This window comes from Streptomyces sp. NPDC005533, from assembly GCF_042871845.1.
Lineage (GTDB): Bacteria > Actinomycetota > Actinomycetes > Streptomycetales > Streptomycetaceae > Streptomyces.
The window spans coordinates 18,126-40,623 of record NZ_JBIAJH010000041.1 but is presented as its reverse complement, the minus strand read 5'-3'; the positions used below and the strand labels follow the sequence as shown (position 1 = coordinate 40,623).

Genomic DNA, 22,498 nt, shown 5'->3' with positions numbered 1-22,498 from the left:
GGCACGACACAGGGGGAAGCACATGACGGACACGGAGCTGGAAACCTGGCTGCGCCGGCGCATCGCCGAGCTGGCCCACATGGGTTCGGGCGACGACATCTCGGCCCACGAACCACTGGCCGCGTACGGCCTGTCCTCGATCGACGCGGTCGCGCTCGCCGGTGAGATCGGCGCCCGCCTCGGCCGGAAGGTCTCGCCCACGGTCGCGTACGAACATCCCACGCTCGCGGAGATCCTGGACCACCTCCGGGGCACGCGGCCCGACCGGGTCGCCCGCAGCGCCCCGGGCCGCCCGGCCGCCGGGCAGCGGCCCGGCGAACCGATCGCGATCATCGGCATGGGGTGCAGGTTCCCCGGCGCCGACGGCCCGGAGGCCTTCTGGGACCTCCTCGAACACGGCGTGGACGCCATCGGACGGATCCCCGACGAGCGGTTCTCCCGCTGGGGACGCGGCGACAACGGCACGGACCGCGCCGGCCTCGGCGGCTTCCTCGACCGCGTCGGCGGCCTGGACCTCGACTTCTTCGGCATCGGCGAACACGAGGCCGCCAAGATCGACCCGCAGCAGCGGCTCGTGCTGGAGGTCGCCTGGGAGGCCGTCGAGGACGCGGGCATCGACCCGCACCACCTGGCCGGTTCGCCCACCGGCGTCTTCGTCGGCATCTCCAGCTCGGACTACCGCGACGCACTGTCGAACGCGCCGTCCGCGGACGCCTACTCCCTGCTGGGCGGGGCCTCCAGCGTCGCCGCCAACCGGCTCTCCTACGTACTGGACCTGCGCGGACCGAGCCTGACGGTCGACACGGCCTGCTCCTCGTCCCTCGTCGCCGTCCACCTCGCCTGCGAGGCGATCCGGCGCGGTGAGTGCGGCGTCGCCCTCGTCGGCGGGGTCAACGTGATCCTGAGCCCGGCGATCACCGAGGCCTTCGACGCCTCGGGCGTGATGGCGCCCGACGGGCGCTGCAAGGCCTTCTCCGCGCGGGCCGACGGCTACGTGCGCAGCGAGGGCGCGGGCGTCGTCGTCCTGAAGCCGCTGAGCGAGGCGCTGCGCGACGGCGACCGCGTCTCGGCGGTGATCCGCGGCTCGGCGGTGACCTCCGACGGGCGCACCAACGGGCTGCTGGCGCCCAGCCGTCAGGCGCAGGAGGACGTCGTACGGCGCGCGCTCGCCCAGGCGGGCGTCGCACCGTCGGAGGTCGGCTACGTCGAGGCCCACGGCACGGGGACGGCCATCGGCGACCAGATCGAGGCCGCCGCGCTGGGGAGCGTACTGGGCCGGGGGCGCGCCGCGGACCGGCCGTGCGCGATCGGTTCGGTGAAGACGAACGTCGGGCACCTGGAGGCCGCGGCCGGCATCGCCGGCCTGATCAAGCTGGCCCTGAGCTTCGAGCACAAGGCCCTGCCGGCCTCCCTGCACTGCGAGGAGCCGCACCCGGACATCGACTTCGACGGACTCGGGCTGCGCGTGCAGTCCTCGCTGCGGCGCTGGGAGTCCCCCGACGAGGTCGGCGTGGTCGGGGTCAGCTCCTTCGGTTTCGGCGGCACCAACGCGCACGCGGTCCTCGGCCCCGCCCCGCAGACGGAGCCGGTGGCCGTCGCGGAGCACCCCGTCGGCCTGCTGGCCCTGTCCGCGGGCACCGAGGCGGCCCTGCGCGCGCAGGCCGCGGACCACGCGGCCTGGGCCGACGGGCTGAGCGGCGACGAGCTGAGCCGGGGAACGGCCGCGGCGACGCAGCTGCGGGGCCGCGGCGGGCCGCGGGGTCGGGAGTTCCGCGCCGCGTTCGCCTTCGAGGACAAGGACGAGCTCCTCGCCCGGTTACGGGCGCGGTTCACGGCCGAGCGCCACGTACCGGACGACGCGGGCGTCGTCTTCGTGTTCCCGGGCCAGGGCGCCCAGTGGCTCGGCATGGGCCGGGCCCTGCTCGCCGCCGAGCCGGCCTTCGACCTGGCCGTCTCGCGCTGTGAGCAGGCGTTCGCGCCCCACGTCACGTGGTCGCTGCGCGAGGTCCTGACGCAGGAGGACGCCGCCCCGCTGCTGGAGCGGATCGACGTCGTCCAGCCGGCGGTCTTCGCGATGCAGGTGGGTCTGGCGGCCGTGTTCCGGTCCTGGGGCGTGCGGCCGGCCGCGGTCGTCGGCCACAGCATGGGCGAGGTCGCCGCGGCCCACGTCTCGGGCGCGCTGCGCCTGGAGGACGCGGCGCGCATCATCTGCCGCCGCAGCGCCCTGATGATGCGCCACCGGGGGCAGGGCGCCATGGCGCTGGTCTCGCTGCCCGTGTCGGACGTGCGCAAGGCCCTGGAGCCGTACGGGGAGCGCCTGTCGCTCGCCGCGCACAACGGTCCGGCCACCACGATCGTCTCCGGGGAGACCGGGGCCGTCGACGCGTTCGTCGCCGCCATGGACGCCAAGGGCGTCTTCAGCCGCCGGGTCAAGGTGGACGTGGCCTCGCACTGCGCCCTGCTGGAGGACCTGCGGGAGGACCTCCTCTCGGAGCTCTCCGGGCTGTCACCGCGTCCCGCGGGCATCGCCTTCCACTCCTCCCTCACCGGGGAGCGCCTCGACACGAACGGGCTGACCGCGCAGTACTGGTGGCGCAACCTGCGCGAGCCGGTGCTGTTCGCCGACGCCGTCCGCGCCGCCGGGGCGGCCGGCCACCGCGTGTTCCTGGAACTGAGCCCGCACCCCCTGCTGTCGGTCTCGGTGACCGAGTGCCTGGAGGACGAGGACCGTCCCGTGGCGGCCGTGCCGGCGATGCGGCGCACGGACGACCGGGCGCCCTACGAGGCGGTCGCCGCGCTGTTCGAGGCCGGGTGCGAGATCGACTGGCGCGCCTTCCACGGCGGCGCGCCCCGGGCCGGCACGCGGTTGCCCGCGTACCCCTGGCAGCGTCAGGAGCACTGGATCGAGCCGCCCGGCCCGCAGGCGGAGGGAACGCTGGTCACCGGCTCGCTGCCGGTGATCCGCGACCACCGCGTGCAGGAGCGGGCCATCGCGCCCGCCGCGTGGATGCTCGACGCCGCGCTGAAGGAGCTCAACCCGGGTGGGGTGGGCGGGTACGGCCTCGACGACGTGCTGGTGACCCACTCGCTGGCGGTCGCCGAGGGCGAGTCCCGGCACGTACGGGTCTCGCGGCGGATGCGCGCGGGGGACGAGCCCTACCTGTCCGTGGAGAGCCGCGCGGCGCACGAGCGGGGCGCGGCGTGGGAGGAGCACGTCAGCGCCTCGTGGTCGGCCACCGGGCCCGTGCCGCCCGCGGTCGACGTGTCCGCGATCCGGCGGCGCTGCCCCCGGCCGGTCGAGCCGCAGGCCCTGTACGAGCACCTCGCGGCCTCCGGTCTGTCGTACGGGGACAGCATGCGGATGGTGACCGGGATGTGGCTGGGCGAGAAGGAGCTGCTCACCGAGCTCGCGCCGCCCTCGTCGCGGACCCTGGGCCGCCCGCTCCCCGCGGACGTCGCGGACGGGGCGATGCAGTCCATCGCCGGGCTCTCCTTCGACGCCGGCGCCCACGGGACCTTCGTCGGGTTCGGCTACCGCCGCGTCGACGTCTTCGCGCCGTGGTCCGGTCCGGCCCTGGCCCACGTACGGCTGCGGGGCGAACTCGACGAGGACGAGGACGCGGACACCTTCGACTGCGACGTCGCGGTCCTCGACCCCGAGGGCCGGGTCCTCGCGCAGTTCACCGGGGTGTCGCTGAAGCGGATGCGCACCCGGCACTCCCTGCGGTTCTTCGCCGTCGACGAACGCCCCCGGGCGCGGCCCGCCGCACCGGGCGAACGCCCCCGTCACGTCGTCCTCCTGACCGGGGACGCGCAGCGGTGCGCCCCGCTGGTGGAGGAGCTGCGCGGGAGCGGCGCCGACTGCGCCGTCCTGCCGCTGCCCGGGGACGAGGAGGGCGTGGCGTTCCTGGAGGCGCAGCCGGCGGCCGCGCGCCTGCTCGTCGTCGAGCCGGAGCGCGAGGCCTTCCTCGCGCTGCTGCGCTGCGCCGCGCGGACCGGGTCGGCGCCCCGCCGCGAGCTCGCGCTGGTGAGCAGCGACGTGGCGCTGCCCCCGCTGCTGCGCGCCCTCGAACAGGAGACCGTGACCTGGTCGGGGCGGGCGATCCGGATCGAGGCGGACGAGCTGGCGACGCGCGAGCTCGCCCGTGACGTCGTCGCGGAACTCGCCGTACCGCCGGCCGCGTTCCTCGTCCGGTACCGGCACGGGGAGCGCACGCTCCCGTCCCTGACGCCGGTGGAGCCCGGCTCCGTCCCGGCGGACCTCAGGCCCGGCGGCGTCTACTGGATCACCGGTGGCCAGGGCGGCCTGGGCTCGACGCTCGCGGTCACCCTCGCCCGTGAGGCGGGGGCCCGCGTGGTGCTCACCGGCCGCCGGGAGGAGGTCGACCCGCGGCTGGAGGAGGCGGTCGACGCCGCCGGCGGGCGGCTCCTCTACCTCCAGGCCGACGTGACCGACGCGGCCGCCGTACGGGGCGCCCTGGACCGGACGCTGCGTCAGTTCGGCGCCTTGCACGGCGTGATCCACACCGCGGGCATCCTGGACGACGCGCTGATCGAGTCCACGCCGCCCGAGCGCATGCACGCGATCATGCGGCCGAAGGAGCTCGGTGCCCGGATCCTCATCGACGCGGTGGCCTCGGAGGACCTGGACTTCATCGTCCTGTTCTCCTCCATGGCCAGCCTGTTCGTGACGCCGGGCCAGGGCGCCTACGCGGCGGGCAACGCCACGCTCGACGCGCTGACGGGCACCGGGCGCGGCCGGCGCACACCGGTGCGTACGGTCAACTGGGGCCCCTGGGCGGAACTGGGGATGGTCGCGGACCCCAAGTACCAGGCCCGGCTGCTCGAATCGGGCCTGCACCCGATGTCCCCGGCCGAGGGGGCGCGCGCGTTCCTGCTCGCCCTGGCCGGCTCCCACCCGCAGCTGGCGGTCCTGGACGTACGCGACGAGGTCGCGGACGGCCTGGTGGCCCGCTTCAACCGCGGCTCCGGCGGGGCCGGGGCGCGGCGGGCCCGGGCCGCGGCGGGCTCGGCGGGCTCGGCGGCAGCGGCGGGCGCGGCGGCCGGGTTCGTGCGGGCGGAGCTGGCCCGTGCGCTGCGCCGCTCGCCGGACGAGATCGACACGTCGGTCCGTTTCGACCGCCTGGGGGTCGACTCGCTGCTGGCCGTCTCCCTCACCCGCAGGATCGGTGCCCACTTCGGGCTCGAACTGCCGGCGACGTTCCTGTTCAACCACCGGACGGTGGACGCCGTCGGGCTGCACCTGGACGGCCTGCTCGGGGCGGCGGAGCCCCAGGAGGACTCCCGGGAGGGTTCCGGGGCGGCTTCCGGGGAGGGTTCCCGCGGGGCGGCGCCGGCGGCGGGCGCGCAGCAGATCACGCTGGAGGAGACGGAGCGCCACAGCACCGTCCGCGGCTACACCGTCGTCGCGACCGCGTCCGGGCTCGACATGCGGCTGCAGGACGTGCCCGTGCGCAGGCCCGCGCCGGGCGAGGTCGTCATCGACGTGCACGCGGTCGGCGTCAACTTCATCGACGTCCTGGCCTCCACCGGTTTCCACCCGTTCCTCACCAGCCCGCCGTTCGTCCCCGGGCACGAGGTGGCCGGTGTCGTGCACGCGGTGGGTGACGCGGTCGAGCACGTCCGGCCCGGCGACGCGGTCATCGCGCTCACCCCGCAGGGTGGGTACGCGGCCCGCGTGACGACGGAGGCGTACACGGTGGCTCCGCTGCCCGCCGGTGTCTCCTTCACCGACGCGGTGGCCATGCTGATCAGCGGCCTGACCGCCGTCGCGTGCCTGGAGCGCGAGGCGCGCGTGGAGGCGGGCGACCGGGTGCTCGTGCAGGCCGCGGCCGGGGCGACGGGTACGGCGTGCGTGCAGCTGGCCCTGCACCACGGTGCGACCGTGTTCGGTACGGCGAGCACCGAGGCCAAGCTGGAGCACCTGCGGGCGCTGGGCGTCCAGCACCCGATCAACTACGCGGCGGCGGACTTCGCCGACGCGGTCCGGGAGATCACCCCCGACCAGGGGCTCGACCTCATCGTGGACTCCCTTTCCGGGGACGCCGTGGGCAAGGGCCTCGCCCTGCTGCGGTCGGGGGGCCGCTTCGTCGAGATCGGGGCGGCGGGCGTGCTCGACCTGGCCGTGAACGGCCGGGACCTGTTCATGAGCAGCCGCTCGTTCTGCACGGTGAACGTCGGTGCGCTGGCGCGTGATCCGGCCAGGCTCCGGCCCCTGATGGACCGCCTCGTCGAGCTGATCGACACGGGTGTGTTCCGTCCCGCCGTGGGTGGGGTCTTCGCCCTCGAGGACGCCCCGCAGGCGATCACCCGGCTCCGCAACCGGGACAACATCGGCAAGTTCGTCATCACCGTTTCTTAGGATGGTCGTGGAAGAACCGCGCAGTCGATCAGAGTGGAAGCAGATATTCCGCACGTTTGCGGACGAGGTGATGGCACCGCACGTACGCCACTACGACGAGGAGCGGACGTTCCCCGTCCCGATCCACGAACGGGCGGCGGCCCAGGGCATCCTCAACGCGGCCTTCCCCGAGGAACTGGGCGGCGCCGGGCTCTCGTACACCGAGTTCGCCGAGGGCATCGCCGAGCTGTCGGCGGTCTGCCCCGGGATGACCTGGACGCTGGTGTTCAACCGAGGCGCCCTGCATCCCGTGGTCGCCGCCGGCACCCCGGAGCAGAAGGAGCTCTTCGTCACCCGGCTCCTGAAGGACAACGGGTACGCGGCGCTCGGGCTCACCGAGCCCGAGAACGGCTCGAACCTGCTGGCGGCCACCACCCGCGCCGTGCAGACGGACTCGGGGTGGCTGCTCAACGGCGGCAAGTGCATGTCCGGCAACGGGACCGTCGCCGACGTGTTCCTCGTCCTGGCCAACACGGTGACGGACAACCGCAAACGCGGTCTGTCGTTCTTCGCCGTCCCGCGCGATGCTCCTGGTGTGACGGTGAGCGAGGACATCGAGAAGGCGGCCTTCCGCTGCCTTCCCACGCCCTCGGTCACCTTCCGGGACGTGGTCCTGGAGCCGGTCAGCCTGATCGGACGGGCCGGTGACGGCGAGTTCCTGCTGAACGAGCTCCTCGCGACCATCCGCATCGGCGGGGCCGCCTGCGGCACCGGGCTCGTCGCCGCCATGCTCACGGACGCGCTGACGTGGGTGGGCGAGCGCCGGGTGTACCCCGACGACCGCATGGACACCCTGAGCCACGTGCAGCTGACCCTGGGGCGGCTGTACGTGGAGCTCTGCGCGGCACGGCGGCTCCTGGAGGAGGCCACGGCCCTCGCCGATCAGGGGCTGCCGTTCGGCAAGGAGAGCTCCATGGCGAAGTACGCCGCGACGGAGCTGGCCGTACGCGCGTCGAACGAGATACTGCAGCTGTACGGCTGGCGCGGCATCGCCGCCGACTACGGGGTGGAGAAGCGCTGGCGCGACGCACGCGCCCTCACGATCTTCGAAGGGTCCAGCGAGATCCAGCTGTTGAACGTGTTCCGGGAGATGCGCCGGATGGCCACGAGCGAGGGAGGCCTGTAATTCCGTCCACAGAACCGACCACGGAGACCGTGCGCGCCGAGGACGGCGCCACGGCCGACGTCCGGCTGTACCGCAGGCCCGACGAGCCGTCGGCTCCCGTGCTGGTGTGCATGCCCGCCATGGGAACCAGGGCCGCCTCCTACACCCCGCTGGCGGAGGCCCTCGCCGGGGCGGGGTTCCAGGTGGCCGTCGGTGAGCTGCGGGGGCAGGGGACCAGTTCCGTCCGACCGGGGCGGGGCGTGCGCTACGGCTACCACGAGATCGTGGCGTACGACTTCCCCGCGCTGTTCCGCACGGTCGCGGCCGCGTTCCCGGGAGCGCCGCGCCATCTCCTGGGGCACAGCCTCGGGGGGCAGCTCGGCACGCTCTACCTCAGCCAGGAGCCGCACATGGCCGCGGGCGCGGTCCTGGTGGGCGCCCCGTCCTGCCACTACCGCGGCTGGCCGTTCCCCCTGGGTCTGGGGATGCTCGCGGGTTTCCAGATCGCCGCCGCGTTCTCCTCGGCGTACGGGTACTTCCCCGGCCGGCGGATCGGCGTGCTGGGCGACGACTCCGCGCAGATCCTGCGGGACATGGCCACCCAGGTCCGGACGGGCCGCTACGACGTTCCGTCCTCCCCGGTGGACTTCGAGCCCTGGCTGGCCAAGCTGGACCTGCCGGTGCTCGCGGTGACCGTCAGGGGCGACGGGATGGCCCCGCCGGCCGGGGTGCGGGGGCTCAGCGACAAGCTCACGAGCGCTCGGGTGACGCACTGGGAGCTGGTCCTCGGCGAGGGGGTGCGGGGCAGCCGGCACTACGACTGGATCCGGGACCACGCCTCGCTCGTCGAACGGGTCAGGACCTTCGTGGACCGTATCTGACCGCCCCCGCCCCGGGGTGACGGGTCCGTACGCGGGCCCGTCAGCCCGGGCGGGACGGGGAGGAGGCGCCGGAGGTCAGCAGCCGGGGGGCGCCGGTGCCATCGGCGGGCACGGTCCACAGGTCCGTGCTGTCGGCGGCCCCGTCGGTGGGCAGGGCGTAGGCGAGGGTCCGGTCGTCGAGCCAGACGGCCTGGTCGTCCACGCTGCGCTTCTCGGCGAGCGCGTGCTCCCGGAGCGTGCCCAGGTCCATGACGTGTTCGCGCCACAACGTGGCTCCGGGCCGCACCCGCTTCTTGTACGCGATGCGGGTCTCGTCCGGCGACAGCGACGGGCATTCGACGTTCTGGGCCAGGGTGGTGACGGTGCGGCGGGAGATCGACCCCCTGACCAGATGGGTCTGGCCGGCGGTGGCGAGGGTGGCGTAGAAGGTGTCGTCGTCCTTGGAGAAGGTGACGCCCCAGAAGTTCACGTCCGCGGCGCGGTGGTCCCGGCCGTCCATGGAGAGGGCGAACTCCTCCAGGCTGGGTTCGAGCTTCCCGGTGCGCGTGTCCAGGATCGCGGTCCGGGTGGAGAAGAACGCGGAGCCGTAGGACTCGCCCGAGACGAAGACGGTCCAGGCGGCGAACCGGCCGCTGGGCGAGACGCGGGCGCGGCTCGGGGTGCCCGCGAGCGGCAGGCTGCGCACCGTGCGCAGATCGGCGTCGACGATCAGGGCCTTGTTGTCCTGGGCGAGCGCGCCCGGGGAGGAGCGCAGGCACACCCCGGTGCCCGCGGCGGCGTAGAAGCGCCGGCAGTCGAGGTCGGAGGCGGTGCGCGCGGACTGCGGCGCACCGGCCGGGACGGCGGCGAGGGCTCCGCGACGGGGGCCCTGGCCGCTGTTGAGGAAGAGCAGTTCGCCCTGGCGGGAGAGCGTGACGCCGCCGCCCGCGGCGATCTCCGGGCCGCCCGTCCCCGGCCGCTCGGCGCGGTCGGCGGCGCGTACCACGAGCGCGGCGGCGAGGCCCGCGAGCAGCAGCACCGCCGCCGCGAGAACGAGCAGGCGGCGTGACAACGACAACGTCATACGAGGGGCCTCACGGGCTTCGGGTCGGGTCCGGAAGGACGGGCGTGTCGGCGGGGGCGCCGCCGGGGGCCTCGGGACGCAGGACGCGTCCGGCGACGGCCGCGCAGCACAGCAGCCCGGCCGCGGCGCCGGCGAGTGCCGGGCCGGTGCCCCAGAGGCTCCATGCCCCGCCGAAGGCCAGGGAGCAGCCGAAGCGGGCGAGTGCCTGGCCGGTGCCGACCAGGGCCAGGCCGGTGGCGCGCAGCCGCCCCGGGACGGTGGCGGCCACGGCGGCGGGCAGCACCCCGTCGGTGGCGGCGTAGAACATGCCGTGCAGCGCGAGGACGAGGTAGGGCAGCGGCGGCCAGTCGGGAGCCCACAGCAGCAGCCCGTACCCGGCCAGCAGGAGGCCGTGCCCGGTGAGGAACACGGTGCGCCGGCCGATCCGGTCGGCGAGGCTCCCGGCCGGGACGGCCAGCAGCAGGAACACCGCGGCCGTGCCCAGCGGCAGGAGCGGGAACCACTGGTCGTCGATGCCGGTGCGGCGCTGCACCAGCAGGTAGACGAAGGCGTCGCTGACGGTGGTGAGGCCCAGCAGGACGGCGCAGAGCGCCAGGGCGCGCAGCCGGGGCAGCCGCAGCAGGGCCGACGCGTCGCGCAGCCTTACGGGGTCCGGGCGGGCCGCGGCGCCGCCGGCGCCGGCCGGAGCGGGCAGGGCCCCGCCGCCGCCGGACGGGACGAACAGCACGAGCACCACGACTCCGAGCACCGCGACGCACGCGCTGACGCCGAAGACCGCGTCGTAGCCGTCCACCGCGACGCTCAGCACGAGGAACGCGGCGAGCGGGCCGAGCAGCGCCCCGGTGGTGTCCATGGCCCGATGCACGCCGAAGGCGCGGCCCTGTGCGTCCGCCGGGGTGGAGAGGGAGATCATGGCGTCGCGCGGGGCGGTGCGCAGGCCCTTGCCGGTGCGTTCCAGCGCGAGGAGCACGCTGATCGGGCCGAGGCTGTGGGCGAAGAGCAACAGCGGCTTGCACAGGGCGGAGAGGCCGTAGCCGATGCCGGCGATCAGTTTGTGGTTGCGGACCCGGTCGGCGAGGTGGCCGCCGGTCAGCTGCACCAGGGCGCTGACTCCGTTGTAGAGGCCGTCGAGCGCGCCGAAACCGAGCGGACTCAGGCCCAGCCCCGCGATCAGGTAGAGCGGCAGGACGGCCGTGACCATCTCCGAGGAGACGTCGGTGATCAGGCTGACCGTGCCGAGGGCCAGCACGGCCGGCCCGACGGCGCGGGCCCGTGAGCGGCTGCCGTCCGGCGCGGTCTGCGTGTCCCCGGCTGAGGACGAGGGCGAGGGCGCGGAGCGGTCCGCGAGGTACATGCTCTGGAGCTCCCGGTGGCGACGGTCTGAGTCACTCGAACGTGCGAGTGGCACCCTAATGGCTGTACTGGCCAACGGTGGGGCGTACGGCCCGATTCGGCCGGACACCCCGATCGCCCCGGTCAGCCCTGCCGGCTGCTCTCGTCCCGCAGCCAGGTGGAGAAGTCCTGGTTCCGGATGGCCTTGCGGGACCCCCTGCGGGCGGCGAGCGCGGCCACCACGAAGACCAGCACCCCGGGCAGCAGCCGCGGCTGCTCCCGGAGGAGGGCCCGCAGGTCGGAGGTGCCCGTACGGGCGGACGGCGCGGCCGCACCCGCCCGCCGCGAGGCCTGGAAGCGCTCGAACTCGGCGGAGGAGGTCGCCGCGCGGATCCGTCGCCGGACGAGGTCGGACCAGGTGCGCGGCGGGTGCACGACGACCCGGGCCGCCTCGACCACGCGCCGCTCCCCCGGCCCGAAGGCGAGGGACGCAGCCAGGTCGTCGGCCATCAGCGGGGGCAGCGCGGCGATCCGCGCGTGCCCCGGCTCGGTCACCGCGATGACCCCCCGCCCGAACAGGCCCTCGCGGACGGCCGGGAGCCGCTGCCACACCCGGTAGTACGCCCGGACCGGCCAGGCGCAGCCGGCCAGCGGGATGTCGCGGCCGGGGGCGGCGGCGAGCAGGCCGGGGCTCCCGGCGAGCGCACCGGTCAGGGCCCGTACGTCGGCGGCCCCGACGACGACGTCGGCGTCCACGTAGAGCCGGGGGAAGCCCCGTGCGTGCTCGTCCCCGACGCGGAGTGCCGTGTGTTTGGAGGGAGTCGGGATCTCCACGACCCGCACGCGGGAGCCGCGTGCGGCCGCCACCCGGGCGGTGTCGTCCGTACAGCCGTTGCACACCACGACGATGTCGGGGCCGTCCGCCGGGGCGTCGGCGCCTACGGCGGTGTGGGCGCGGGTGCGGCTGTCGGTGCCGGTGCCGGTGTGGGAGTCGAAGTCGGCGTCGGCCAGGAGCGCGTCCAGGAGCCGGCCGATGACCCGGCCCTCGTTGTGGGCCGGTATCACGATGCTGGTCACCCGGGCAGTATGCACGGTCGAACACCCGAGCCAGGCGATTCCGTCAACTCTGCCCGGGGGTACGCCCGGTGGACTAGATTGAGCGGCGCCGAGCGGTTTCGGCAGGAGGTACGGGTTCGGCTGCCTGGGGGAACATGCAGCCGGCCGGGGGGTAGTACGCGCAATCACGCGAAGCATCGGTTGTGGGGGGCCATCGCCGTTGAGCAGGTCATGCACGGGTCGCGCAGGCGTCCGGCGTGCCCTCGACGGCCTTCCCTCCATTCCACGCGCCCCGGCCACGAGTTGTCTGCACGCCGGTCGGCGTGCGTGGAACGAAGGGGAACGCTGTGAAGCCCAACACTGTGAAGGACACCGGCGCGCAGGCCGCCGGTCGGGCGGAGCCGTTAGGCGTCGCCGTGGTCGGTGCGGGCTACTGGGGCCCCAACCTCGTGCGCAACTTCCAGTCCAGTCCGCTGTTCCGGCTGCGCTGGCTCTGTGATCTGAACGTCGACCGGGCCCGGCAGGTGCTCGGCGGCTACTCCACCGTCCAGGCGACCTCGGACTACGCGGCGGTCCTCGCCGATCCGGCGGTCGACGCGGTCGCCGTGGCCACCCCGGCCGGAACGCACCTGGACGTCGCGCTGGCCGCCCTGCGCGCCGGCAAGCACGTCCTCGTGGAGAAGCCCCTCGCCGCCACGTACGAGGACGGGCTGCGGCTCGTCGACGAGGCCGAGGAACGCGGTCTCACGCTGATGTGCGACCACACGTACTGCTACACCCCGGCCGTGGGCCGCATCCGGGAGATGGTCCGCTCCGGCGAACTCGGCGAGATCCACTTCGTCGACTCGGTACGGATCAACCTGGGGCTCGTCCAGAAGGACGTCGACGTCCTGTGGGACCTGGCCCCGCACGACCTGTCGGTCCTCGACTTCATCCTCCCGGACCACGTGCAGCCGGTCGCGGTCGCCGCGCACGGAGCCGACCCGATCGGGGCCGGACAGTCCTGCGTGGCCTATCTGACGCTCCAGCTGAGCACCGGCGCCATCGCGCACGTGCACGTCAACTGGCTCTCCCCGACGAAGGTGCGCACCACCATGGTCGGCGGGTCCAAGCGCACCCTGGTGTGGGACGACCTCAACCCCTCCCAGCGCGTGGCGGTGTTCGACCGCGGCGTGGAGCTGAGCACCCCGCAGGAGATCGGCGCGGACGAGCGCCGCGACATGCTCGTCTCCTACCGGACCGGCGACATGGTGGCGCCCGCGATCGGCGAGAAGGAGGCCCTGCGCAGCATGGTCGAGGAGTTCGCCGCGGCGATCGGCTCGGGGCGGCCGGCGCTGACCGACGGGCGGGCGGGCCTGAAGGTGCTGGACATCCTGGAAGCGGCTTCCCGGAGCCTGGAGTTCAAGGGCGCGGTCGTCGGACTGCGCACCGGCCGCTGACCGTTCGCGGGTCACGTGACACGAATGACGATGAACGACTCAGTGGGGGCACGGCGTTGAGCAGCGTACGAGGCAAGAGGATTCTGGTCACCGGCGGAGCGGGCACCATCGGCTCGCACGTGGTGGACCTGCTGGTGGACAACGGGGCGCGCGAGGTCGTCGTGCTCGACAACTTCGTGCGGGGGCGGACCGCCAACCTGGCCCGCGCCCTGCCGAGCGGCGTGGTGGAGGTCGTCGAGGGGGACATCCGCGACCTGGCCGCGGTGCGCAAGGTGACCGAGGGCGCCGAGCTGGTGTTCCACCTGGCGGCCATCCGGATCACCCAGTGCGCGGAGGAGCCGCGGCTGGCGAACGAGGTGATGGTGGACGGCACGTTCAACGTGCTGGAGGCGGCGGCCGCCGCCGGGGTCGGCAAGGTGATCGCCTCGTCCTCGGCCTCGGTCTACGGGCTGGCCGAGACCTTCCCGACCACCGAGCGCCACCACCCGTACAACAACGACACCTTCTACGGCGCCGCGAAGGCGTTCAACGAGGGGATGCTGCGCAGCTTCCACTCCATGTACGGGCTGGACTACGTCGCCCTGCGCTACTTCAACGTGTACGGGCCTCGGATGGACATCCACGGCCTCTACACCGAGGTGCTGATCCGCTGGATGGAGCGCATCGCCTCCGGCGAGCCGCCGCTGATCCTCGGGGACGGCCTCCAGACCATGGACTTCGTCGACGTGCGGGACATCGCGCGCGCCAACCTGCTGGCCGCCGAATCGGACCTGACCGACGAGGTGTTCAACATCGCGAGCGGGACCGAGACCAGCCTGCTGGAGCTGGCGAACGGGCTGCTGGAGGCGATGGGCGCGGACGGCCTGGTTCCGGAGCACGGTCCGGCCCGCGCCGTGAACGGCGTGACCCGCCGGCTCGCGGACACCGCGCGGGCCGCGGAGCGGCTCGGCTTCACCGCCGGGATCGACCTGCGCGCCGGGCTGCGGGACCTGGTCGACTGGTGGCGGGCCGAGCGGACCGCCGACGCCGCGGCGGCAGCGGCGGCAGCGGCGTCCGACACCGCGGCCGGGGAGGCCGGCCGATGAGCGCGCAGGATCCCGTACCGCCCGCCCGCATCCCGGTCATGGTGCCGTGGCTGGGCGAGGAGGAGGCGAAGGCCGCGGCCGACGCCGTGCTCTCGGGCTGGGTGGCCCAGGGGCCCCGGGTCGCCGAGTTCGAGCGGGCCTTCGCGGAGCGGGTGGGCGCCGAGCACGGCATCGCGGTGAGTTCCTGCACCACCGCCCTGCACCTGGCCCTCGTCGCACTGGACCTGGGTCCGGGCGACGAGGTGGTCGTCCCCTCGCTGTCCTTCATCGCCACGGCCAACGCGGTCCGCTACGTAGGGGCGCGGCCGGTCTTCGCGGACGTCGAGGAGGCCACCGGCAACCTCACGCCGGCCACCGTGGACGCGGTCCGCACGCCCCGTACGAAGGCGGTGCTCGCCGTCCACCAGGGCGGGGTGCCCGCGGACGTGCACGCGCTGCGCGCGGCCTGCGCCGACTGGGACCTCGCCCTGGTGGAGGACGCCGCCTGCGGCATCGGCGCGACGGTCGGCGGCAAGTCGGTGGGCCACGGCGCGCTGCTCGCCGCCTGGTCCTTCCACCCCCGCAAGGTGATCACCACCGGCGAGGGCGGCATGCTCACCACGGACGACGCGCGGTGGGCGCAGCGGCTGCGCCGACTGCGCGAGCACGGGATGAACGTGTCCGCGGCGCAGCGGCACGCGAGCAGCAAGCCGATCGTCGAGAGCTACCTGGAGGTCGGCTACAACTACCGGATGACCGACATCCAGGCCGCGGTCGGCCTGGTGCAGCTCGGCAAGCTGGACGCGATCGTCGCCCGGCGCCGGGCGCTGGCCGCCCGGTACGAGGAGCTGCTGCGCGAGGTGCCGGGGATCACCCCGGTCCGGGACCCGGCCCACGGCCAGGGCAACTTCCAGTCGTACTGGGTGCTGCCCGCCGAGGACTTCCCGGTGGGCCGGGACGCGCTGCTCGCGGCGCTCTCCGAGGCGGGCGTCTCGGCCCGCCGCGGGATCATGGCCTCGCACCTGGAGCCGGCGTACGCCGGGCACGGGGCGGCGCCGCTGCCGGTGACCGAGCGGCTCAGCCGCGACTCGCTGATCCTGCCGCTGTTCCACACCATGACCGAAGCCGAGCAGGACCGGGTGGTGACGGTGCTGCGGGAACAGGCCGGCGGATGAACGGGCCGCGGCACACCGAGGACCTGCTGATCGTCGGCGCGGGCGGGTTCGCCCGGGAGACCGCGCAGGCGGTCCGGGACGTGGCCGCCGCCGACGTGGCGCGCGGGCTGCCGCCGCGGTGGCGGCTCGCCGGGCACCTCGACGACGATCCGGCCCTGGCGGGCCGGGACGTGGACGGGGCGCCGGTCCTCGGCGGCAGCCACCGGGTGCACGAGCTGGGGGCCGCCCGGGTGGTGGTCTGCGTGGGCAGCCCGCGCGACTACGCCGTACGGGCCCGCCTCGTGCGGCGGCTGGGGCTGCCCGTGACCCGCTACGCGACGGTGGTGCACCCGACGGCGGTGGTGTCGGGGTCCTCGGTGCTCGGCGCGGGCTCGGTGCTGCTCGCGCACTGCGTGCTGACGGCGGCCGTCCGGGTGGGGTCGCACGTGGCGGTGATGCCGCAGGTCGTCCTCACCCACGACGACGTGGTCGGGGACTTCGCCACGCTCGCCTCGGGGGTGCGCCTCGGCGGCGGGGTGCGGCTGGGCCGGGGCGCCTATGTGGGGGCGGGCTCGCTGGTCCGCGAGTACACGACGGTCGGCGCCTGGTCGCTGACCGGTATGGGAAGCACGGTCCTGGCCGATGTGCCGGCCGGCGAGGTGTGGGCCGGGAGCCCGGCCCGCCGGCTGCGCGCCGCGGACGCTCCGGCGCTCGACGAGCTGCGGACCGATGGGGAGATGACCGGCCGCCGGCCGGGGACACGGATGGAGAGCCCAGTCGCATGAACCAGATACCGCTCGTGGACCTGAAGGCGGCGCACGCCGAGGTGGCGGGGGAATTACAGGCCGGATTCGACCGGGTCCTCGCGAACACCGCCTTCATCGGCGGTGAGGAGGTCCGCGCGTTCGAGCGCGAGTACGCCGAGTTCGCCGGGGTGGGGCACTGCGTGGGCGTCGCCAACGGCACCGACGCCCTCGAACTGGCGCTGCGGGCCAGTGGGGTGGGGGTGGGCGACGAGGTGGTGCTGCCCGCGAACACCTTCATCGCCACCGCCGGCGCCGTCGCCCGGATCGGTGCCCGGCCGGTGCTGGTCGACTGCCTTCCCGACACCCTGCTGATGGACCCGCGGGCCGCGCTGGACGCCGTCGGCAAGGCCACCCGCGCGGTGGTCCCGGTCCACCTGTACGGGCAGTGCGCCGCCACCGCCGAGCTGACCGCGGGGCTGCCGGCGCACGTGCGGATCGTCGAGGACGCCGCGCAGAGCCAGGGCGCGACGCGTGACGGGCGCTCCCCCGGCAGCGGCGGGATCGCCGCGACCAGCTTCTACCCGGGCAAGAACCTGGGCGCGTACGGCGACGCGGGCGCGGTGGTGACCGACGACGAGGAGAGCGCGGACCTGGTCCGGGCCCTGGCCAACCACGGCGGCGTCGCCAAGTACCGGCACGACGTGGCCGGCTTCAACAGCCGGCTGGACGGCCTGCAGGCCGTGGTGCTGCGGGCGAAGCTGGCCCGGCTGGCGGAGGGGAACGCGGCCCGCCGGGCGGCGGCCGCCCGCTACGACGGCCTCCTCGGCGAGCTCGCGGCGGCCGGCCGGGTCACCCTGCCCGTCACGGCGCAGGGCAACGTCCACGTGTGGCACCTGTACGTCGTACGGGTCGCGGGAGCGGACCGCGACGCCGTCGTCGGCAAGCTCAACGCGGAGGGCATCGGCGCGGGCGTGCACTATCCGGCCCCGGTCCACCTGACTCCGGCCTTCGCCCACCTCGGGCACGGTCGCGGCGCCTTCCCGCACGCCGAGGAGGCCGCGGACCGGATGCTCTCCCTCCCCCTCTTCCCGCAGATCACCGCCGACCAGCAGCAGCGGGTCGTGGACGCGCTCAGCGGTGCCCTGCGCTGACGCCTCCCGGTTCACGCAAACAAATGAGGTACAGATGAACAAGCGGAGAAGGCTGCTCCGGTTCCGGTACGGTCTTTTCACCGTGGTCGCCGCCCTGGTGGCCACGGTCCTCTCACCGGCCTCCGTGGCCGGTGCCGCAGACCCCTGCGGTCCGACGTCGAACGCCGTCGTCTGCGAGAACTCCAAGCCGGGCACGCCGATGTCGCAGTGGTTCGCGCCCAGCGCCTGGGGCGACATCAAGGGATTCAGCGCCCAGATGAGCGTCCAGGCCGGCGACACCGTGCAGTTCAAGGTCCAGTCCCCCTCCCCGTACCGCGTCTCGGTCTACCGGCTGGGCTACTACGGGGGCGACGGGGCCCGGCTGCTGTCGACGGAGGCCCAGGCCGCCCAGACCTACCCGGCGAACTTCTCCCAGGGCGGGAATCCGAAGAGCTGCACGACCAAGGCGTCGACGGGCCTGGTCGACTGCGGCAACTGGCCCGTGACGGCGACGTGGAGCGTGCCGTCGAACGCCGTCTCCGGCCTGTACATCGCCAACTTCGACCAGGCGGACGGCAACGGCCTGATGCCGTACCCGTTCGTCGTCCGCAACGACTCCAGCCACTCCGACATCCTCGTGCAGACGAGCGACCAGACCTGGCAGGCGTACAACAACTACGGCGGCCAGGACCTCTACGACGGCGGCGGCCCCGCACCGGACGGGCGCGCGTACGAGGTGAGTTACAACCGGCCGATGGACATCGGCGGGGAGAACGGGATCTACGGCTCCGAGTACCAGATGATCTCGTGGCTGGAGCGCAACGGCTACGACCTCAGCTACATGTCCGGGATCGACATGTCGGTGCGCGGCGCCTCCCTGATGCAGAACCACAAGGTGTTCATGTCCTCCGGGCACGACGAGTACTGGACGCAGGAGCAGTTCACCAACGCCCTGAACGCCCGGCGCGCCGGCCAGCACCAGACGTACTTCGCCGGGAACGAGATCTTCTGGAAGACCCGGCTGGCGCCGAGCATCGACGGCGCCAACACCCCCAACCGGACACTGGTCTGCTACAAGGAGACCAAGCTCTCCTTCCCGGTGCCCAACGGCGTCCCCGACCCGAGCGGCACCTGGACGGGCACCTTCATGGACCCGGCCAGCGCCACCAACGGGCGTCCGTACCAGCCCCAGAACCAGCTGACCGGAACGCTGTTCACGGTGAACGGCTACCGGGCGGACGCGATCACCGTGCCGGGCGCCTTCGCCAGGATGCGGCTGTGGCGGAACACCACGGTCGCGAACCTGACCCCCTCGCAGACCGCGACCTTCCCGACCGGAACCCTCGGCTACGAATGGGACTCCGACGTCGAGGACGCGGCGCGGCCGCCGGGGCAGATCAAGATGTCCTCCACCACCGTCGACATCGAGGACGGCAAGTACCGGCTGGACTACGGCAACACCTACGGGAACGGCACCGCGACGCACAGCCTGGTGGCCTTCCGCGACCCGACCTCGCACGCCCTGGTCTTCGGCACGGGCACGGTGCAGTGGTCGTGGGGCCTGACCAACATGCCGACGGGCAACCCCGACGACGCGGTGGTCACCGAGGACAAGCGGATGCAGCAGGCCACCGTCAACGTCTTCGCCGACATGGGGGTGCAACCCAAGAGCCTGCAAGGCAACCTGCTCCCGGCCACCGCGTCCACCGACGCCACCGGGCCGACCGTCACCGTGACGAGCCCCGCGTCCGGCGCCACCGTGCCGGCCCTGCGGCCGGTCACCGTCACCGGCACGGCGGCCGACGGCGGTGGCGGCGTGGTGGCCCGGGTGGAGGTCTCCACGGACGGCGGCACCACCTGGAAGGCGACCAACGGCGTCGGCTCGTGGAGCTACACGTGGACGCCGACCGCTCCCGGCTCCGTGCAGATCAAGGTCCGCGCGGTGGACGACAGCGTCAACATCGGCGCCGTCACCACGGTGCCGCTGACCGTCGGTCCCCAGCAGTGCCCCTGCACCGTCTGGCCCGCGGCCGCGGTACCGGGGACCGTCAACGCGGGCGACGGCAGCGCGGTGGAGCTCGGCGTGAAGATCCGTACCACGGCTGCCGGCTCGATCACGGGCGTCCGCTTCTACAAGTCCCCGGCCAACACCGGCACGCACACCGGAAGCCTGTGGAGCTCCACCGGTCAGCGGCTGGCCACGGGCACGTTCACCAACGAGACGGCGTCGGGCTGGCAGCAGCTGAACTTCGCCACCCCCGTGCCGGTCAAGGCGAACACCACCTACGTCGCCTCGTACTTCGCCCCGCACGGCGGGTACTCCTTCGACAACACCTTCGCCTCCGGGTCCGCGGGGCTCGCCCCGCTGACCGCGCTCAAGAGCGGTACCGACGGCGGCAACGGCGTCTACCGCTACAGCGGCACGGGCGGCTTCCCGAACACGGCGGCGAGCGGCAGCAACTACTGGGTCGACGCGGTCCTGGACACCTCGGCCGCGAGCACCACACCGCCCACCGTCACCTCCACCTCGCCGCAGTCCGCGGCGACCGGCACCCAGATCACGGCCTCGGCGACGGCGACCTTCTCCACGGCCGTCGACTCCGAGACCCTGGTGTTCACCCTGAAGGACTCCGGCGGCGCCAACGTCCCGGGCACGAAGGTGATGGGCGCGGCAAACAGCGCGACCTTCACGCCCTCCAGCGAACTCGCCCTGAACGCGACGTACACCCTGTCGGTCCAGGTGAGCGACCTGTGGGGCAACGCGATGACCGCCCCGGTCACGTGGAACTTCACCACCAGTCCCCACCCGCCCGCCGTCAACTGTCCGTGCGGCCTGTGGCCGAACACCGCCACGCCGAGCACCGCCAACGTGGTGGACGACGCCAACTCCGTCGAACTGGGCACCCGTTTCCAGTCGGCGGTGACCGGCTACGTCACCGGTGTCACCTTCTACAAGGGCCCCGGCAACACCGGCAGCCACACCGGAAGCCTGTGGGCCGCCAACGGCACCCTGCTCGCCACCGGAACCTTCGGCAGCGAGACCCTGACCGGCTGGCAGCAGCTCAAGTTCGCCACCCCGGTGCCCGTCACCGCCGGCACCTCGTACGTGGCCTCCTACCACGCGCCGAACGGCAACTACTCGGTGGACGGCGGCTACTTCACCGCAGCGCACCGCTCCTACCCGCTGGTCGCACCGGCCGACGGAACGGGCGGCGCCAACGGCCTCTACAAGTACGGTGCGACCACCACGTTCCCGACGAACACCTTCGGGTCCGTGAACTACTGGGTCGGCCCGCTCTTCACCACCACCGCGCCGAACGGACTCCAGTCGGACGGCTCCACGGAGGTGGCCGGCCAGTGAGCACGGTCAGCGTGGTGATCCCCTGTTACAAGTACGGCCACTTCCTGGCCGACTGCGTCAAGAGCGTCCTGGACGAGCAGGAGGGCGTCGACGTCCGGGTGCTGATCATCGACGACGCGTCCCCCGACGACTCCGCGGACGTCGCGCGTGCCCTGGCGGCCGCCGACCCGCGGATCGAGGTCCGGGTCCACGAGCAGAACCGGGGCCACATCGCCACCTACAACGAGGGCCTGCTGGAGTGGGCCGACGGGGACTACGTGGCCCTGCTCTCGGCCGACGACCGCCTGGTCCCCGGGGCGCTGGTGCGCGCCGCCGCCCTGCTCGACGCGCATCCGGAGGCGGGTTTCGCCTACGGCCGGCCGCTGCGCTTCCGGCACGGCGGCCCGCTGCCCGCGGCCCGCACCCACAGCACGGGGTCGGTCGTCTACCCCGGCCGGTGGTGGCTGGACCGGCGGTTCCGGGAGGGAACCGGATGCATCACCTCACCCGAAGTGGTCGTCCGCACGAGTCTCCAGCGCAAGGTCGGCGGCTACGATCCCGAGCTGCCGCACGCCGGTGACATCGAGATGTGGATGCGGCTCGCGGCCCACGCCGACGTGGGCTACGTCCAGGGGGCCGACCAGGCCTTCTACCGGGTCCACGGCAGCAACATGTCCACCACGGACTTCGGTGGACAGCTCGACGACCTGCGCCAGCGCCTGGTCGCCTTCGACTCGGTCCTCGACAAGTGCGCCGACCTGCTGCCGGGGGCCGACCAGCTGTCGCTGGCGGCGCGCACCCGGCTCGCCCGGTACGCGCTGCGGCGCGCCTACCGGGCGTACGACCGGGGGCGCACGGCGGTGGTACCGGTGGACGAGCTGGTGGAGTTCGCCGCCGAATGCCTGCCCGGCCGCTACACCGCGCTGGCCGAGTACCGGGCGCTGCGCAGGCGTCGGCGCGTCGGCGTTCGCGTCATGCCCTACCTTCAGCCGCTGGTGCTGTCGGCCGTGGCCGACAGGGGGCGCGAGTGGCTGTGGTGGCGGTCGTGGAAGCGCCGAGGGATCTGATGCCCCGTCTCCACCGGTTCTCCCGGCGGGTCCTGCGGGCCGGCGTCGGCGCGCTCGCGCCGGCGCCGGTTCCGGCGCGTCAGGAGCTGGTCGCTCCACAGGGTCGCCGCCACGCCGCCGACCGCGGCCAGCAGGGCCACTCCGGCCAGGGCGCGGACCCGGTCGCCGGTCCGCGCGACCGCGTGCGGCTGCACCAGCAGGTCCACGCTCATCCGCGCCCCGGCCGGGATGCCCTGCTGGGTCTGGAGATCGTTCAGGTGGCGGGTGTAGACCTCGATGACCTTCCGTACGGAGGCGTCCGCGGCCGCCGGGTCGGAGTGCTCCACCTGGATCTGGAGCGAGGGGATCAGGTGCCGCGGGGTGACGCTGGTACCGCTGTTGCGCGGTGTCATCCGGTAGGTACCGGTGACCCCCGCGGCCTTCAGCTCGGCCGCTCCGGCGGGCGAGTCCAGCTGCTGCACCACCCCGTACGAGACGGCGGCGAGCGGCGGCTGGAGGTTCGCGAGCTGGTTCGGCTGGGTGCTGGTCACCGGCGGCTTGAGCACCACGATCGCCGAGCTGAAGTAGACCGGTTCGGGCCGCAGCACCGCCGCCGCTCCGGCGGCCGCCAGCAGGACCGCCACGACCAGGACGTACCAGCGCCGACGGAGCGCACGGACCAACTCACCAGGCGACACGGGGTTCCTTTCCTTCATGACCG

General features: G+C 73.6%; 14 protein-coding genes. 10 read left to right on the top strand and 4 right to left on the bottom strand.

The genetic code is table 11. The features are described from left to right. The first annotated feature begins 22 nt into the window (after positions 1-22). Genes ACFYP3_RS30160 through ACFYP3_RS30150 form a run of 3 tightly spaced genes read left to right on the top strand, consistent with a single transcriptional unit; the run spans position 23 to position 8,407 of the window. On the top strand, positions 23-6,382 hold the full coding sequence (locus ACFYP3_RS30160) for an SDR family NAD(P)-dependent oxidoreductase (protein WP_388839275.1): 6,360 nt from the start codon (positions 23-25) through the stop codon (positions 6,380-6,382). Between the two features lies 1 nt (position 6,383). After that, positions 6,384-7,547: an acyl-CoA dehydrogenase family protein gene (locus ACFYP3_RS30155; protein ID WP_388839272.1), complete on the top strand. Its 1,164-nt coding sequence runs from the start codon at positions 6,384-6,386 to the stop codon at positions 7,545-7,547. Positions 7,548-7,576: 29 nt separating this feature from the next. Next, positions 7,577-8,407, top strand: coding sequence for an alpha/beta fold hydrolase (locus ACFYP3_RS30150; RefSeq protein WP_388839268.1), 831 nt, complete (start codon positions 7,577-7,579; stop codon positions 8,405-8,407). A 40-nt stretch (positions 8,408-8,447) separates the two neighbouring features. On the opposite strand, the gene ACFYP3_RS30145 is transcribed toward ACFYP3_RS30150, so the two are convergent. From ACFYP3_RS30145 to ACFYP3_RS30135, 3 genes are all read right to left on the bottom strand, one after another. Beyond that, positions 8,448-9,464, bottom strand: coding sequence for a TolB family protein (locus ACFYP3_RS30145; protein ID WP_388839316.1), 1,017 nt, complete (start codon positions 9,462-9,464; stop codon positions 8,448-8,450). 16 nt (positions 9,465-9,480) lie between these two features. Then, on the bottom strand, positions 9,481-10,824 hold the full coding sequence (locus tag ACFYP3_RS30140; RefSeq protein ID WP_388839265.1) for an MFS transporter: 1,344 nt from the start codon (positions 10,822-10,824) through the stop codon (positions 9,481-9,483). Positions 10,825-10,946: 122 nt separating this feature from the next. Continuing rightward, positions 10,947-11,879, bottom strand: coding sequence for a glycosyltransferase (locus ACFYP3_RS30135; protein WP_388839262.1), 933 nt, complete (start codon positions 11,877-11,879; stop codon positions 10,947-10,949). A 326-nt stretch (positions 11,880-12,205) separates the two neighbouring features. Here ACFYP3_RS30135 and ACFYP3_RS30130 point away from each other — a divergent pair, with 326 nt between their 5' ends. From ACFYP3_RS30130 to ACFYP3_RS30100, 7 genes are read left to right on the top strand one after another with little or no spacing between them, the layout of a single operon-like run. Next, positions 12,206-13,297 carry a Gfo/Idh/MocA family protein gene (locus ACFYP3_RS30130; protein WP_388839259.1) on the top strand — a complete coding sequence of 364 codons (1,092 nt, stop codon included), beginning with the start codon at positions 12,206-12,208 and terminating at the stop codon, positions 13,295-13,297. A gap of 56 nt (positions 13,298-13,353) precedes the next feature. After that, positions 13,354-14,382: an NAD-dependent epimerase/dehydratase family protein gene (locus tag ACFYP3_RS30125; RefSeq protein WP_388839257.1), complete on the top strand. Its 1,029-nt coding sequence runs from the start codon at positions 13,354-13,356 to the stop codon at positions 14,380-14,382. Next, positions 14,379-15,536: a DegT/DnrJ/EryC1/StrS family aminotransferase gene (locus ACFYP3_RS30120; protein WP_388839254.1), complete on the top strand. Its 1,158-nt coding sequence runs from the start codon at positions 14,379-14,381 to the stop codon at positions 15,534-15,536. The genes ACFYP3_RS30125 and ACFYP3_RS30120 overlap by 4 nt, the downstream gene beginning before the upstream one ends. Further along, positions 15,533-16,300, top strand: coding sequence for a NeuD/PglB/VioB family sugar acetyltransferase (locus ACFYP3_RS30115; RefSeq protein ID WP_388839252.1), 768 nt, complete (start codon positions 15,533-15,535; stop codon positions 16,298-16,300). The genes ACFYP3_RS30120 and ACFYP3_RS30115 overlap by 4 nt, the downstream gene beginning before the upstream one ends. Continuing rightward, a complete protein-coding gene (locus tag ACFYP3_RS30110; protein ID WP_388839249.1) occupies positions 16,297-17,412 on the top strand; it encodes a DegT/DnrJ/EryC1/StrS family aminotransferase in 1,116 nt (371 codons plus the stop codon). Before ACFYP3_RS30115 ends, ACFYP3_RS30110 begins: the two co-directional genes overlap by 4 nt. Positions 17,413-17,446: 34 nt before the next feature. Continuing rightward, complete coding sequence (locus ACFYP3_RS30105; protein ID WP_388839245.1) at positions 17,447-20,752, top strand: DUF4082 domain-containing protein; 3,306 nt, start codon at positions 17,447-17,449, stop codon at positions 20,750-20,752. Continuing rightward, entirely contained in the window at positions 20,749-21,798 is a 1,050-nt protein-coding gene (locus ACFYP3_RS30100; protein ID WP_388839242.1) for a glycosyltransferase, read from the top strand. The genes ACFYP3_RS30105 and ACFYP3_RS30100 overlap by 4 nt, the downstream gene beginning before the upstream one ends. Here the strand turns inward: ACFYP3_RS30100 and ACFYP3_RS30095 are convergent. Next, complete coding sequence (locus tag ACFYP3_RS30095) at positions 21,717-22,475, bottom strand: hypothetical protein (protein ID WP_388839239.1); 759 nt, start codon at positions 22,473-22,475, stop codon at positions 21,717-21,719. The two genes, ACFYP3_RS30100 and ACFYP3_RS30095, sit on opposite strands and share 82 nt — an antisense overlap. Positions 22,476-22,498: the final 23 nt, after the last annotated feature.

Bases quoted from the DNA above. Each gene is read 5' to 3' on its own strand.
- ACFYP3_RS30140 (WP_388839265.1), bottom strand. From the start codon at position 10,824: ATGTACCTCGCGGACCGCTCCGCGCCCTCGCCCTCGTCCTCAGCCGGG.
- ACFYP3_RS30105 (WP_388839245.1), top strand. From the start codon at position 17,447: ATGAACAAGCGGAGAAGGCTGCTCCGGTTCCGGTACGGTCTTTTCACC.
- ACFYP3_RS30160 (WP_388839275.1), top strand. From the start codon at position 23: ATGACGGACACGGAGCTGGAAACCTGGCTGCGCCGGCGCATCGCCGAG.
- ACFYP3_RS30155 (WP_388839272.1), top strand. From the start codon at position 6,384: ATGGTCGTGGAAGAACCGCGCAGTCGATCAGAGTGGAAGCAGATATTC.
- ACFYP3_RS30120 (WP_388839254.1), top strand. From the start codon at position 14,379: ATGAGCGCGCAGGATCCCGTACCGCCCGCCCGCATCCCGGTCATGGTG.
- ACFYP3_RS30115 (WP_388839252.1), top strand. From the start codon at position 15,533: ATGAACGGGCCGCGGCACACCGAGGACCTGCTGATCGTCGGCGCGGGC.
- ACFYP3_RS30110 (WP_388839249.1), top strand. From the start codon at position 16,297: ATGAACCAGATACCGCTCGTGGACCTGAAGGCGGCGCACGCCGAGGTG.